Origin of the sequence: Paenibacillus sp. FSL M7-1455 (assembly GCF_038004655.1) — a bacterium.
GTDB lineage: Bacteria > Bacillota > Bacilli > Paenibacillales > Paenibacillaceae > Paenibacillus_AQ > Paenibacillus_AQ cookii.
Genome location: NZ_JBBORO010000001.1, coordinates 5,217,569 through 5,230,929, shown reverse-complemented (window position 1 = coordinate 5,230,929; position 13,361 = coordinate 5,217,569). Strand labels below are relative to the sequence as shown.

The following is a 13,361-nucleotide window of genomic DNA, read 5'->3' as shown; positions in this document are numbered from 1 at the left end:
GCAAGATTAGATTGATCATCATGGCATGATCCGATTCCTCCTTTTGCCGAAGGAGAAGAGTGCCCATGCGGACCCGCCATCGGGACGAGTAGGCTGAAAAAGACAAAAGGAGCCCGCACGTGGCAGGCTCCTCCGAATGTTATTCTATGCGATTGAAAAAACAGTCGCCCCTCATGTGAAAGGGGATCTGAAAAACAGTTTACATGTATTATAAATGGATTCTCCCGGGTTGTAAAGACAAGCCGGCTTAACCTGCAAGGAAGGAGACGGACATGAACAAAACATGGTGGAAGGAAAGCGTCGTATACCAAATTTATCCGATCAGCTTTTTGGATTCGAACGGCGACGGCATCGGCGACCTGCGCGGCATTCTGTCGAAGCTCGATTACTTGAAGGAGCTCGGGGTGGACGTCGTCTGGCTGTGCCCGATCTATAAATCCCCCAACCACGATAACGGGTACGACATCAGCGATTACAAGGACATCATGGAGCAGTTCGGAACGATGGAGGATTTTGACGAGCTGCTGCGGGAAGCCCATGCAAGGGGGCTTAAAATCATGATGGACCTGGTGCTCAACCATACATCGGACGAGCATCCGTGGTTTATCGAATCGCGGTCGTCGAAGGACAATCCGAAACGGGATTTTTACATATGGCGCAAAGGGAAAGACGGCGGCCCGCCGAACAACTGGGAGTCGTATTTCAGCGGTTCGGTATGGGAATACGACGACACGACCGGCGAATATTACCTTCATCTGTATTCGAAACATCAGCCGGACCTGAACTGGGAAAATCCAGATGTCGTCGACTGCATGCACGAGATGATCGAATGGTGGCTGAAAAAAGGAGTGGACGGCTTCCGCCTGGACGCGATCGCGCATATCGCCAAGGCCGTCGGCCTGCCGGACGGGGATAATCCGCATCACCTGCCGACGGTCCGTGCCTATGACCTGTTTTCCAATCTGGAGCATGTGCACACGCTGCTGCATCAGCTGTATACCGAGCTGCTGTTCCACTACGACATCATGACGGTGGGCGAAACGTCGGGACTGGGACCGGAAGAGGCGCTCAGTTACGTCGGGGATACGCGCGGGGAGCTGAACATGGTGTTTCAATTCGAGCATATGCAGCTGGATGCCGTATCCGGCGGTTCGGGAAAATGGGACATTCGGCCATGGAACCTTCTTGAGCTGAAAAAGGTGATGAGCAACTGGCAGACGGTGCTGCACGGCCGGGGCTGGAACGCCAACTATTGGTGCAACCATGACCAGCCGCGCCCCGTGTCCCGGTTCGGGGATGACGGTCGGTACCGGGTGGAATCGGCCAAAATGCTCGCCACCTTCATGCACATGCTCGAAGGTACGCCGTACATCTACCAAGGCGAGGAAATCGGCATGACCAACATCGCCTTCGATTCGATCGAGGACTACCGGGACGTGGAGACGCACAATTTTTACCGGGACCAGCTGAAGCAGGGGGCGTCCGAGGAAAAAGTGATGCAGGCGATCCGCCAAAAAAGCAGGGATAACGCCAGAACGCCGATGCAGTGGGACGGAACGAAAGAAGCGGGGTTTACCACGGGAACGCCGTGGATCGCCGTGAACCCGAACTACCGCGAAATCAACGTCGAAGCGGCGCTGAGAGACCCGGATTCCATCCTTCACTACTACAAAAAGCTGATCGCGCTGCGCAAAGAGCACGAGGTTATCGTGTACGGGAAATACGAGCTGTTGCTTCCGGACGATCCGGAAATCTATGTCTTCACCCGGACGCTGGGCGAAGCCAAGCTATTGGTTATTCTGAATTTCTTCGGGAGGGAGCCGGAGCTCCAGCTTCCGCCGGAACTGGATCTTTCGGCAAAGGAGCTGCTGATCTCCAACTATGCGGTTGCGGGGGACGACGATCTCGGCGGCACCGTCCGGCTCCGCCCTCATGAAGCCAGGGTGTACATGCTTCAGGCATAAAGGCTTGACATGGATGAACAAAATTGTTAAATTTAGCTCATCCTATACCAAAGGAGAGATTTTGATGTCGGTGGTTGTTCTTAACTAATCCAATTCCATACGAAGACCGTACGAAGAGACCAGGTCAAGCTTGCCTAGGAGGGCAGCTTTGTTTCCTTGCGCCTTTTCGGGACTTGAACATCGGACGAAGCCTGGGCTTGAAGTCCGCAAGGTTCGCGCGCGGTCATGGAAAATAGTTAAGAACACGCGAAGCATCAAACGGTACTTTGGCGCCGTTTCATTCTTTGTTATTCAATCAATGTTCCTTCGTGAGCGGCTTCTCCGCCAGCGGGGACTTTGTTGGAGACCGTGCTCTTGCAGCACGGTTTTTTTGCGTCCATAGGATAAGCAAACATAGCTATAGCCTCGGCCGTCTCCGGGATTCCCCAGGGGAGGGCCGGATTTAAGGCTATCCAAGACGCAAAAAAACAAAAGAAGAATGGAGCGGCCGAAAACCAAAGGGACAGAGAACTCGCATGCGCGTTCTTTGTCCCTTTTTTGCGTTTTTTTAAAACAACGAAAAAGGAGAATCAAGCGATGGATCACATGACCATGAGCATGCTGGAGTATGACAAAGTGAAGGAAAATCTGCGGGAATACGCAGTATCGTACGCAGGGAGGAAACAGATCGACGACCTGATGCCGGGAAGCCACCTGCGGGCGATCGAAGCGGCGCTGAGGGAAACGGCCGAGGCCAAAGCGATACTGGAAAAAGGGGCGAGCGTGCCGCTGCCGTCGCTGGAAGGCATCGAACACATCGTGTCGCTGCTGCATACGGGATACCTGTTTACCGAACAGGATTTTGCGGCGGTGCAGACGTTTTTGCACAGCTGCGGGCAGCTGAAGAAATATATGGCGGGCAAAAGGGACATGGCGCCGACCGTCAGCAGTTATGCCTTATCGATGCAGGAGCTGCCGCGGCTGAAAAGCGAAATCGAGCGCTGCATCCGCTTCGGCAAGGTCGATGACCAAGCGAGCAAGCAGCTGGAGAAAACCCGGAAAAAAATCGCCGTGGTCAAGGAGCGGATCCAGAAAAAAATGAGCTCCATCCTGTCCCGGCACGGCTCGATTCTGCAGGAGCATCTGATCAGCGTCCGGGGAGGACGGTATGTCGTCCCGGTCAAACGGGAATACCACAAACAGATCAAAGGGGCCGTGCTTGACCAGTCCACCAGCGGCCAGACGATATTCGTCGAGCCGGAGGAAATCTCCCAGCTTCAGACCGAACTCGGGATGCTGGAAGCGGACGAAGCCCGGGAGGAGGCCGTCGTGCTCAGCATGCTGACGGGCCTGCTCGAAGCGTCCAGCGCCGATTTGCTGCTTAACATCGACATTACGGGCAATTACGACTTCATTTTCGCCAAAGCCAAATACGGGCGCTCCATCGAAGGGCGCATGGTCCAGCTAAACGATCAGGGACGCATCCGGCTGCGGGGCGCCAAACATCCGCTCATGCTGAAAACGATGGTGCCGCTGCAGCTGGAGATGGGTAACGGCTACCGCTCGCTGATCATCACCGGGCCGAACACGGGCGGCAAAACCGTCGCGCTGAAGACGCTGGGGCTGCTGACTTTGATGATTCAGTCCGGTTTGCTCGTGCCCGTTGAGGAGGGCAGCGTGTTTGCGGTGTACGGCAAGGTCATGACGGCAATCGGCGACGGGCAAAGCATCGAGCAATCGCTCAGCACCTTTTCGGCCCAAATCCGCCGGCTGATCGCGATGGTGGAGGAGTCCGACCGATCGACGCTGCTTCTTATCGACGAACTTGCCGCCGGGACCGATCCCGGGGAAGGGATGTCGCTTTCGATCGCCATTTTGGAGGAATTGAACCGGCGCGGAGCGATGATGATGGTCACGACCCATTTTAACGAGCTGAAGGGTTTCGCTTCATCCGCTCCGGGCTTTCAGAACGCGCGCATGGAATTCGACGTCGAGACGCTCGAACCGCTGTACCGCTTGACCATCGGCGAGTCGGGCCAAAGCTACGCGATCGAAATCGCCACCAAACTCGGCATGCCCTCAGGCATTACGCAGCGGTCCAGGGAGATTTTGCACAACCATAAGCCTATGGCGGGGGGCGCAAAGGCCGAGACGATGTTTTCGGATGGGGCAACGGCAATGGAAAACGGGAGCAACGCGGACTTCGGCCAAGACCCGTTGGAGTCCGAATACGAGCAATCCGGGGCGGGAACGCTGCCGGAAGAAGCCGGACGACGCCAACCGGACAGCGGGGAACCTGGGCGCAGGCACCGCCACGATCGGGAAGAATCCATGGAAAGCGACGAGGGAGCGGAACCCGAAGAAACGGCAAAACCGCAAAAGCTGGAGGTGGGCGACGCCGTATTCGTCAGTTCCCTGCAGCGCGTCGGAATCGTGTATCAGGAGGAAGATGCCAAAGGCATGGTCGGGGTCATGGTCCAGAAGCAGAAGCTGAAAATCAATCAGAAGCGGCTGAAGCTGTATATCGAGAAAGGCAATCTTTATCCGGAGGATTACGACTTCGACATCGTTTTCGAGAGCAAGGAAAACCGGAAAAAAAGCAAGATGATGCAGCGGAAGCATGTCGAAGGGCTATCGATCATCCGGAGACCGGAGGATGTTTGAACGCGGCTTGCGGGGATGAAACAGATTTCTGATCGGGAAGGAAGCGAACAACGCCCGTGACCCATAAAAAAGAAGCGGCATTCGTTTTGGGCGAACGACCGCTTCTTTTACATAAAATTACAATTTGGAGCTGATAATTTCGGCGAACTGCTCCAAAAATTGCTTCTCCTCATGATCAAAGCGTCCTTTGAGCGGGCTGTCGATGTCGAGCACGCCGCGCAGTTCTCCATCCTTGACGAGCGGAACGACGATTTCGCTGTTGGAAGCCGCGTCGCAGGCGATATGTCCGGGAAACTCATGCACGTCATCCACGACGATCGTTTGTCGTTCGGCCGCCGCCGTGCCGCATACGCCGCGGCCCAAAGGAATGCGGATGCATGCCGGAAGACCCTGGAATGGACCGAGCACCAGCTCTTGCCCGTCGTAAAGATAAAAGCCTACCCAGTTGATATCCGGCAAAAAGCTGTTCAGCAGCGCCGATGCATTGGCCAGATTGGCGATGGAGCTGGGTTCATCGTGAATGAGGGATTTCAGTTGTTCCAGAACGGCGGCAAACTGCTCGCTCCGGTTACCTTCATAAGGAAGTGCTTGAAACATCATACTCCACCTTTCTTTTAACCGTTGGTTAATTATAACGATAGTATACAGGAATGACCTCCGAGTCAAGCAAAAGATGATGCCGGCGAGGCTGTTTTCCCGGGATTTGGTTTTAGCCGGATGGAGACAGGAACGGTCAAAAGAAAACCCCCGGCCGGCCGCCGAGGGGATGATGCGGTTATTCAAGAAAGGAACGGGCTAAACACCGACCCGTCTTAGGCATTTGGCACGCCGGTCAGTCCAAATCCGCTAAACTCCTCCTTTTCCGGCGGCGACAGCTCCGCGGCTTGCTCCACGGATTCCGCCGGGCTGCCTGCGAACGCCTCGCGGACGAACTCCTGCACGGACCGTTTGTACAGGGCCGGGTCGGCGTCCAGCGCAAAGCCGTGCGTCGCGTCTTGAATGAGCAACAGCCTTTTGGCCCCGGTTTTGGCCGCAAACAACTCCTCGCTCATGGACGGCGGAATATAGTTGTCCTTGGCGCCGTGGATAAACATGACGGGAATTTTGCTGCTTTGCACGGAACGGACGGGGCTGACCTGATCGAGCGTGAAACCGGCCCTTTTGCGCATCCGGGCGTTGACCAGCGGAAGAAAAAGCGCCGCGGGAAGATGGTTCAAGCGCTGCAACTGATGATGCATCAGGCGCGTCAAATCGGAATAAGGACAGTCGGCGATGACGAATTTCGCGTCGGCTTCCGGCAGCGACAAATATTCCAGCACGGTGCCGCCGCCGAGCGAAACGCCGTGAAGGCCGACGACGCAGTTTTCGCCGTAAGCGTCTTTGATGTATCTGACCCAAGCAGCCACGTCATGTTTCTCGTGATAACCGTACGTCGTATATTTGCCTTCGCTTTTTCCGTGCCGGCGCTGGTCGACCAGCAGGACGTTAAACCCTTCCTCGCGAAACATATCCATAAAAGGAATGGATGCCGGAAGGGAAGTAGTATATCCGTGCACGAGAATGACCCATTTGGGCGAAGGCTGCTCCGCTTTGACGACGACCCCGTGCAGGCGGAGGCCGTCATGGCTCGCGATCCGGACCTCCTCCTTCCGCAGCGGCTCGTACATTTCCCGGAAGCGGGCTCCGGCCCGTTCAAAAGCGTCAAAAACCTGCTGATAATTTAAGGCTTTCATCTGCGTCATTTGTATGAATGCGTAATGGGTGATCCCTGCGACCGCAAGCGCTGCGGCGGCAGCGACGAGGACGACGGCCCACCAGTCCAATTCCGCTCACCTCCCGGATGATTATTCATAGGCAAGGTTTAGTATATGCATCTATAACCAAATTTAACCGCATGATGCGACATGCAGCTACCAACTTTTGGAGAAATTCTGACGAATTGGGGAAATGGTTGTCTGAAATCGTGAGATCCTTTCTCTCCGATATAGCCTTTCAAAGATCAAGATGCTAAAATAAAGTGGACAAGTAGCGCTTTCTTGCGGCTATTTATGGAAGAAAACAAAAAATCATGCCAAGGCGCCTCGAACTGAAGTTCGAAGAGAGGAGAGGGTCGGCAATTTATGAAAGCAAAGAAAAAGCCGGTGAATAAAATCGCGCAGAAAAAAGCCCAGAGGGAACAGCAGGAAAAGCGGATGAAACGGGTGATGTGGATCACGGGGGCCTGCATCGTCGTTTTGGTGGTGCTGCTGCTGGCCATCCGACCGTCGTCCCAAAAGGGGGATTTTGACTACAGCTCGCTCCCGGTGCTCGGCAATCCGGATGCGCCGGTCAAAATCGTGGAGATGGGCGACTACAAGTGTCCAATCTGCCAATACTTCACGCAAGAGATTTCGCCTCAACTGAAGAAGGATTTCATCGACACGGGCAAAGCCGCCTTGTATTTCAGCAATTATCTGATCATCAGTCCAAAAGGGGATTCCAATACCGCCGCTTTGGCCGCCCAGTCGGTGTTCCATCAGAACAAGGATGAATTTTGGAAGTATTACGAGGCGATTTACAGAAACCAAGGGGACGAGGCCACCGAATGGGCCACGCCGGATTTCCTCGTGAACCTCGCCCGCACGGAGAACATTAAGGTCGATTATGACCAACTGCGCAAAGATATCGACGAAAAAACGTACCAAGAAGAAATCGACAGCCAAAACGCTTTGGCGCGGAAGCTCAACGTCATGAGCACGCCGACCGTGTTCGTCAACGGGGAAAAAGCGACCGAAGAAGCTTCCATGAACTATCCGGTGCTGAAACCGTTCATCGAGAAAAAGCTGGCCGAACAAAATAAAGAATGACGAATCTTTGAAGAAAAAGGAGTTAGAGCGATGGGAGGCAATCGTTTCTTGGCGTCTATTCGCCCGTATGCCCTGTACATGGCGTGGATTGTATCCATCGTGGCTGCCGGCGGAAGCTTGTACTTAAGCGAAATCATGCATTACGAGCCATGCAAGCTGTGCTGGTTCCAGCGGATTTTCATGTATCCGGAGGTCATTCTGCTCGGGATCGCAAGCTACAAGAACGACCGCAAAATCATTCCCTATGCCATGACGCTCAGCATCATCGGGGGCTGCATCTCCATCTACCATTACCTGGAGCAGAAAATCCCTGCGCTGGCCAAAGCCCTTCCGTGCACCGTCGGGATACCGTGCAATTTCGATTACCTGAACTGGTTCGGATTCATCACGATTCCGCTCCTGGCATTGATCGCATTTATCCTGATCGTCCTGCTGCTGCTGGCTGGACGCGAGCCCAAGGAGGAAATGCAAGAAGCATAAGCATCCGTCAAAAGCGCTTGCCCGAAACCGGAGATCCGGAAGGGGCAAGCGCTTTTTGCGTGCGGAGAATGCGGGCATGCCGTCATGGGAGGCGGGTATTAATCGGCCTGCCAAGGATGGAACGACGGCTTGGAATTTTGCGCCCGATCGATTTGGTTCGAATGGTTGGGGCTCGCTTGCCGCAATAAGGCATCTTGATCGATATGGGGCTCAAGGTGTACAGTGGATGGTGATATTTTGCGTGTAAGGAGGAAATGCCGTGCCATACAGCTGCGAAGGAAACATCCCTGAGCTGGAGGGGGAACGGGTCGTGTTGCGCCGCCTTGCCGCGCGGGACGCGCAGGCGATGTTCGAATGCTGGTCCGATCCGGAAGTCAGGCGTTTTGCGGATCTTCCCCGCATGCCGGACGCCGCGGCGGCGGCGGAACTGATCGGCCTCCTCAACCGCCTGGCCTTGACGGACGACAGCTTGCGGTGGGGGATTCAGGCGCCGGACGGCAGCATCATCGGCAGCTGCGGGTTGAACTGGTGGCAGCTTGAAGGAGCCTACCGCGGAGAAATCGGCTGCGAGCTGTCCCGGCCTTTTTGGGGCGGGGGTTACATGCGGGAGGCGATCGGCCTTGTCATCGATTATGCTATGGAGGAGATGGGCCTGAACCGGCTCGAAGCGCTGACCGATCCCCGCAATGACCGTGCCGGGCGGCTGTTCCGCGCCCTCGGATTTACGCTGGAGGGGCGGCTCCGCCAGTATCGCCATACGGACCAGGGCTTCGTCGATGCCGATATGCATGCCATGCTGCGCCGGGATTGGGAGAAGTTCCGGACAGGACCGGCATCAAGGGGAAATCGGGGGGACAAACAAGATGATCGCATTTCATAAACAACCGTCGCTGCTGCACCGTACCGATCCGCTAGGCAAGCTGGTGCTGCTGTTCTGCATCGCGCTGCTGACGATGAGGTTTCACTCTTCGCTCGGACAAGCGCTGCTGCTTGCTGCCGTGTTCGCATTGGCGAGATGGGCGGGAGGCATGCCATGGAAGAAGCAGGCGAAAGCGCTGGCGATCCTGCTGGGTTTCGCGGTTCCGTATTTTATCGTGACGCTGCTTACGGCTGCGGGAGAACATGTGTTTATACAGTTTGGGCCGCTTGGGCTCACAACGGAGGCTTTGGATTCGGCAGGATCGGTTACGGTGCGCATGTTTACCGTCTTTCTGTCGTCATACGTCTTCATGTTTACGACCGATCCGCGCGACATGGTGGTATCGTTGACGACGCGGCTGCGGATTCCGTACCGGTTTGCGTTCGGATTATCGATGGCGCTAACCTTTTTGCCTCTGCTGCAGGAGGAAGGAAGAAGCATTTCCGCAGCCCATCAAGTCAGGGGCGGGGGAACGCCGGAAGGCCTTCGGGGGCGGCTGCGCTGGTGGCTGACGTTTATTTCGGCGGTCATGCACAACGCGCTGCGGCGGATTCAGCAGACGGCCGGGGCGATGGAGGCCAAAGGCTTCGGGGCATATCCCGACCGGACGTTTGTCCGGGAAAGCATGCCGCTCGGACGGGGGATCGTCCTTGCGGGGACGGCGGTCGCGCTTACTGCGTTTTTATGGTGGTTTATTCATATTGTTAACCTTTAACGAAAATTGTGGTTGACGTTAACGGGCGGACAAGGCAAAATAACAAGGTAAAGCCATTTTTAGATTAGGAGTTGACACGGAATGGAAACCTCATCAAAATCAAAGAGAAACCGCCTTTCTTTTACCACATTGGATATCGTGCTCATGGCCATGCTGGCTACAGCCAATGCTGTATTGACCTTTTATTTGTCTTATATCAATAAAATGCTGAACAGCCTGGGCGGCCCTGTAGCGACATCGACCATCGTCGGGGTGTACATGGTTTACGGCCTGCTCGCGTATTATATTATCCGCAAGCCGGGCACGGCTGCCATAACCTACGGCATCGGCGGAGCCATCCAGTGCTTTGTGGGAACGACTTACGGCATCGCGTCCGCGATCGTGGCGGCGCTTTGCTACATGGTGGCGGCGGAGGCCGTTTTTGCGCTTTCGCGCTACAAACGCTGGGGGACGGGCATGATGATGCTTGCCGGCGGAGCGATGGTTCCTTTGTGGTTCGTATGCGCAGCCAATATGTTCGGTTACACGGCGTGGAGCTGGCAGGTGCTGGCGCTGACGCTCGTGATGCGTCTTATAAGCGGTATCGTGCTTTGCGGTTTGTTGACCAAAATGCTTGGGGACATGCTTCAGCGCAGCGGACTTCTGCGGCGGTTTGCCATCGGAGGGAAGAGAGCCGAGCATGCGCCCGATATCCATTAATTGTTCGAATCTAACCTACTATTATGATGACGAGCGGGAACCCGCGCTGCGGGAGGTGACCCTGTCGATTCCGGAAGGGGAATGGACGGCGGTCGTCGGACCCGGCGGCAGCGGCAAGTCCACGCTGTGCCAGCTGCTGAGCGGATATTTGCCGCGAAGCGGCGGGGGCACGAGAAAAGGGCGGCTGGAGCTGGCCGGGCTGGACCCGGCCGAAGCGGCCATCGCCGACGTCGCGCAGCTGTGCGGCATCGTGTTCCAGGACCCGGACGCGCAGCTGGTCCAGGGGACGCCCGGGGATGAAGCCGCCTTCGGCCCGGAGAATCTGCGGGTGCCGCCGCTGGAAATCGAGCGGCGGGTAGAGGAGGCGCTGGCGGCGGTGGAGCTGTCGGAACGCCGCCACTCGCCGGTGCGCGAGCTGTCCGGGGGACAGCGCCAGCGCACGGCCATCGCCGCGGTGCTTGCCCTGCGCCCCCGCATCGTCGTGTTCGACGACGCCGGGGCCAGCCTGGATCCCGCGGCGCAGAAGCAGTTCGTGCAGCTTTGCCGCAAGCTGCACGCGGAAGGCCGGACGCTCGTGACCGCGTCCGGTCGCTTCGACGATGCCGCGCGCTCCGCAGGGCGCGTCATCGTCCTGGACGGCGGCCGCGTCGTGCTGGACGGGCCGCCGCGGCAGCTGCTGCGCGAGAGCCGGGAGCGGCTCGCGCAGCTCGGGCTGCTGCCCCCTTGGGAGGGGGCAGCGACGCAGGCGGGTCCGGCCATCGGCCCGGACCCGCGGGGCGCGGCGCCTCGCAGCGCGGCGCCGCCCGGGGCTGCCGCGGGCTCCGGCAGCCTGCTCCAGATCGACCGGCTGAGCTACGCCTATGCCGGCGCCGCAGCCCCGGCGCTTCATGAGACCAGCTTCGTCATGAAGCCGGGGGAATGGGGCATCGTCACCGGGGAGAACGGCTCCGGCAAGACGACGTTGACGCGCCTGCTGATGGGACTGCTGCCGGTGCCGCCGGGCTCGGTGTACTGGGAAGGCGAAGATGTCGCTGCATGGCGCGTGTCGCAGCGGGCGGCCCGGATCGGCTACGTGTTTCAGCAGCCGGAGCATCAGTTTGTCGCCCATACGGTATGGGACGAGCTGGTGTACGGACTTGGCCGGACAAAAGGCGAACCGTCCGAGCCGACCGCCGCTCAGCGTGAAACGGCCGAAGCGCTGCTTAGGACCGCGGGATTGGAAGGAAAACGCGGCGCCTCCCCTTACATGCTGAGCCAAGGGGAAAAAAAGCTGCTCAGCATCATCGGCCAATTCGTCCATCCCAAGGCGTTGTACATTTTGGACGAACCGACGTCCGGGATCGACTTTGGGGCCGCCGAACGGGTGCTCAGGTTATGCCGGGAGAAAACGGCGGCCGGCGCGGCCGTGCTGATGATCACGCATGATCCCGATTTGGCGGAGAGGGAAGCCTCGTTTATGCTCAGGCTTTCTCCGCATCAAGCCGCCGATTTCCGGCGGCCCGGGCCGGCGTAAGGCCCTTCCGGCGGTTTCTGCCTCGTCATCTGGAAAGGAAACCCATGTCTGATAACGCTGGCGTTCAACTTGCCAAACGCAAATATATTCTGATCGGTATTTTGGTATCGACGTTTCTGTCGGCGATCGAAGGAACGGTGACGGGTCCGGCAGGCCCGGCGATCATCGGCAGCTTCGGAGGCATGAAGCTCCTCAGCTGGATTTTTACCGCCTTCCTGCTGACGATGGCCGTTTCGACGCCGATTTTCGGCAAAGTCAGCGACCTGTACGGACGCAAGCCGGTATTCCAAATCGGCTCGCTGCTGTTCGTGCTCGGTTCGCTGCTTTGCAGCTTTTCGCAAAACATGGAGCAGCTCATCCTGTTCCGGGCGATCCAGGGGATCGGAGCCGGAGCCATCGTTCCGGTCACGTTCACCATCATCGGCGACGTGTACCGGATCGAGGAGCGCGCCAAAATCCAAGGGCTGATCAGCTCGGTGTGGGGCATTTCCTCGCTGATCGGCCCGCTTGTCGGCGGCTATTTCGTCGACTATTTGAACTGGCGCTGGATATTCGGCTTTAACGTTCCGTTCGGCATCGTTTCCATGTGGCTTATCGCCCGTTATTTCCATGAAAGCCGGGACAAGCGGGAGAAGGTGTCCGTCGACGTGGCCGGCGCGGCGGCATTTACGGTCGGCATGACCGCGTTGTTGTTTGCGCTCGCAACGGGCGGGCAATATTTCAGCTGGAGCTCGCCGCTGCTCATCGGATGTTTTGTTTTGGCGGCCGTGCTTCTTGTCGCCTTCGTTTGGATTGAAAACCGCGCGGCCGAACCGATGCTGCCCCTCAAGCTGTTCCGCATCCGCGACATTTCGGTGTCCACGGTGGCCAGCATTTTGACCAGCGCGCTCCTGATCGGGTTAACCACCTATACTCCGCTCTGGATCCAGGGCGTCATGGGCAAAAACGCGACGCTGTCGGGGCTGACGATGGCTCCGATGTCGATCGGCTGGCTGTTCGGCTCGGTGTTCGGAAGCCGGCTGATCCTGACGGCAGGCTCGCGCAAAACGAGCGCCATCGGCCTTGCCGGCATCGTGATCGGCGCAGCGGGACTGGCTTGGATGAACGGACAAACCCCGCATTACGTGCTGCTGATCTTTACCTTTATCTATGGTTTGGGCTTCGGTTACTCGACCACCGTGTTTACGATCATCGCCCAATCCTCGGTCGGATATTCGCTGCGCGGCGCTTCGACGGCGCTGAACACGTTCGTCCGTTCCTTGGGACAGACGGTCGGCGTTGCCGTGTTCGGAACGTTTATCAATCTGAGCATGGCCAGCCGGATTGCGAGTCAGCCGGGTCTCGAGCATGTAGGCCAGGAGGACGTGAACCGGCTGCTGACGCCGGAAGGCGGCGCCGATATGCCGCAGGAAATATGGAATCAGCTGAAGCATGTGTTGGAAGGAAGCCTTCATTCGCTGTACATCGTGATGGGAGTCATTGCGGTGATCAGCCTGATTTCCGTCCTGGCGCTGCGCAATACGGTGCCATCGCCGGAAGAGGATGCGGAAACGGAAAAAGCCTGATTGTCAAGATCGGATGA

At 57.3% G+C, this 13,361-nt stretch carries 11 protein-coding genes; 9 read left to right on the top strand and 2 right to left on the bottom strand.

The features are described 5' to 3' along the window. Window positions 1–272: 272 nt before the first annotated feature. A complete protein-coding gene (locus NYE48_RS23940) occupies window positions 273–1,964 on the top strand; it encodes a glycoside hydrolase family 13 protein (RefSeq protein WP_341000186.1) in 1,692 nt (563 codons plus the stop codon). Between the two features lie 576 nt (window positions 1,965–2,540). After that, on the top strand, window positions 2,541–4,607 hold the full coding sequence (locus NYE48_RS23935; protein WP_341000185.1) for an endonuclease MutS2: 2,067 nt from the start codon (window positions 2,541–2,543) through the stop codon (window positions 4,605–4,607). Window positions 4,608–4,724: 117 nt separating this feature from the next. On the opposite strand, the gene NYE48_RS23930 is transcribed toward NYE48_RS23935, so the two are convergent. Both NYE48_RS23930 and NYE48_RS23925 read right to left on the bottom strand, forming a co-directional pair. Beyond that, the gene (locus tag NYE48_RS23930; protein ID WP_036707379.1) at window positions 4,725–5,204 is read right to left on the bottom strand and encodes a GAF domain-containing protein; all 480 of its coding nucleotides are present in this window, start codon (window positions 5,202–5,204) and stop codon (window positions 4,725–4,727) included. Window positions 5,205–5,419: 215 nt separating this feature from the next. After that, window positions 5,420–6,430, bottom strand: coding sequence for an alpha/beta hydrolase (locus tag NYE48_RS23925; protein WP_341000184.1), 1,011 nt, complete (start codon window positions 6,428–6,430; stop codon window positions 5,420–5,422). A 297-nt stretch (window positions 6,431–6,727) separates the two neighbouring features. Between NYE48_RS23925 and NYE48_RS23920 the strand changes: the two genes are divergently transcribed. The 7 genes from NYE48_RS23920 (at window position 6,728) to NYE48_RS23890 (ending at window position 13,344) form a co-directional block, all read left to right on the top strand. After that, a complete protein-coding gene (locus NYE48_RS23920) occupies window positions 6,728–7,453 on the top strand; it encodes a DsbA family protein (RefSeq protein WP_341000183.1) in 726 nt (241 codons plus the stop codon). Window positions 7,454–7,483: 30 nt separating this feature from the next. Beyond that, a complete protein-coding gene (locus tag NYE48_RS23915) occupies window positions 7,484–7,933 on the top strand; it encodes a disulfide oxidoreductase (protein ID WP_036707384.1) in 450 nt (149 codons plus the stop codon). 259 nt (window positions 7,934–8,192) lie between these two features. Further along, complete coding sequence (locus tag NYE48_RS23910) at window positions 8,193–8,813, top strand: GNAT family N-acetyltransferase (protein WP_246536880.1); 621 nt, start codon at window positions 8,193–8,195, stop codon at window positions 8,811–8,813. Beyond that, window positions 8,797–9,567 carry an energy-coupling factor transporter transmembrane component T family protein gene (locus tag NYE48_RS23905; protein ID WP_341000182.1) on the top strand — a complete coding sequence of 257 codons (771 nt, stop codon included), beginning with the start codon at window positions 8,797–8,799 and terminating at the stop codon, window positions 9,565–9,567. Before NYE48_RS23910 ends, NYE48_RS23905 begins: the two co-directional genes overlap by 17 nt. An 81-nt stretch (window positions 9,568–9,648) precedes the next feature. After that, complete coding sequence (locus NYE48_RS23900; protein WP_212950020.1) at window positions 9,649–10,266, top strand: ECF transporter S component; 618 nt, start codon at window positions 9,649–9,651, stop codon at window positions 10,264–10,266. Beyond that, window positions 10,247–11,779, top strand: coding sequence for an ABC transporter ATP-binding protein (locus NYE48_RS23895; protein WP_341000181.1), 1,533 nt, complete (start codon window positions 10,247–10,249; stop codon window positions 11,777–11,779). The genes NYE48_RS23900 and NYE48_RS23895 overlap by 20 nt, the downstream gene beginning before the upstream one ends. Before the next feature lie 44 nt (window positions 11,780–11,823). Continuing rightward, window positions 11,824–13,344 (top strand): MDR family MFS transporter, encoded by a 1,521-nt coding sequence (locus NYE48_RS23890; RefSeq protein ID WP_036707395.1) that lies wholly within the window; start codon window positions 11,824–11,826, stop codon window positions 13,342–13,344. Window positions 13,345–13,361 lie beyond the last annotated feature (17 nt).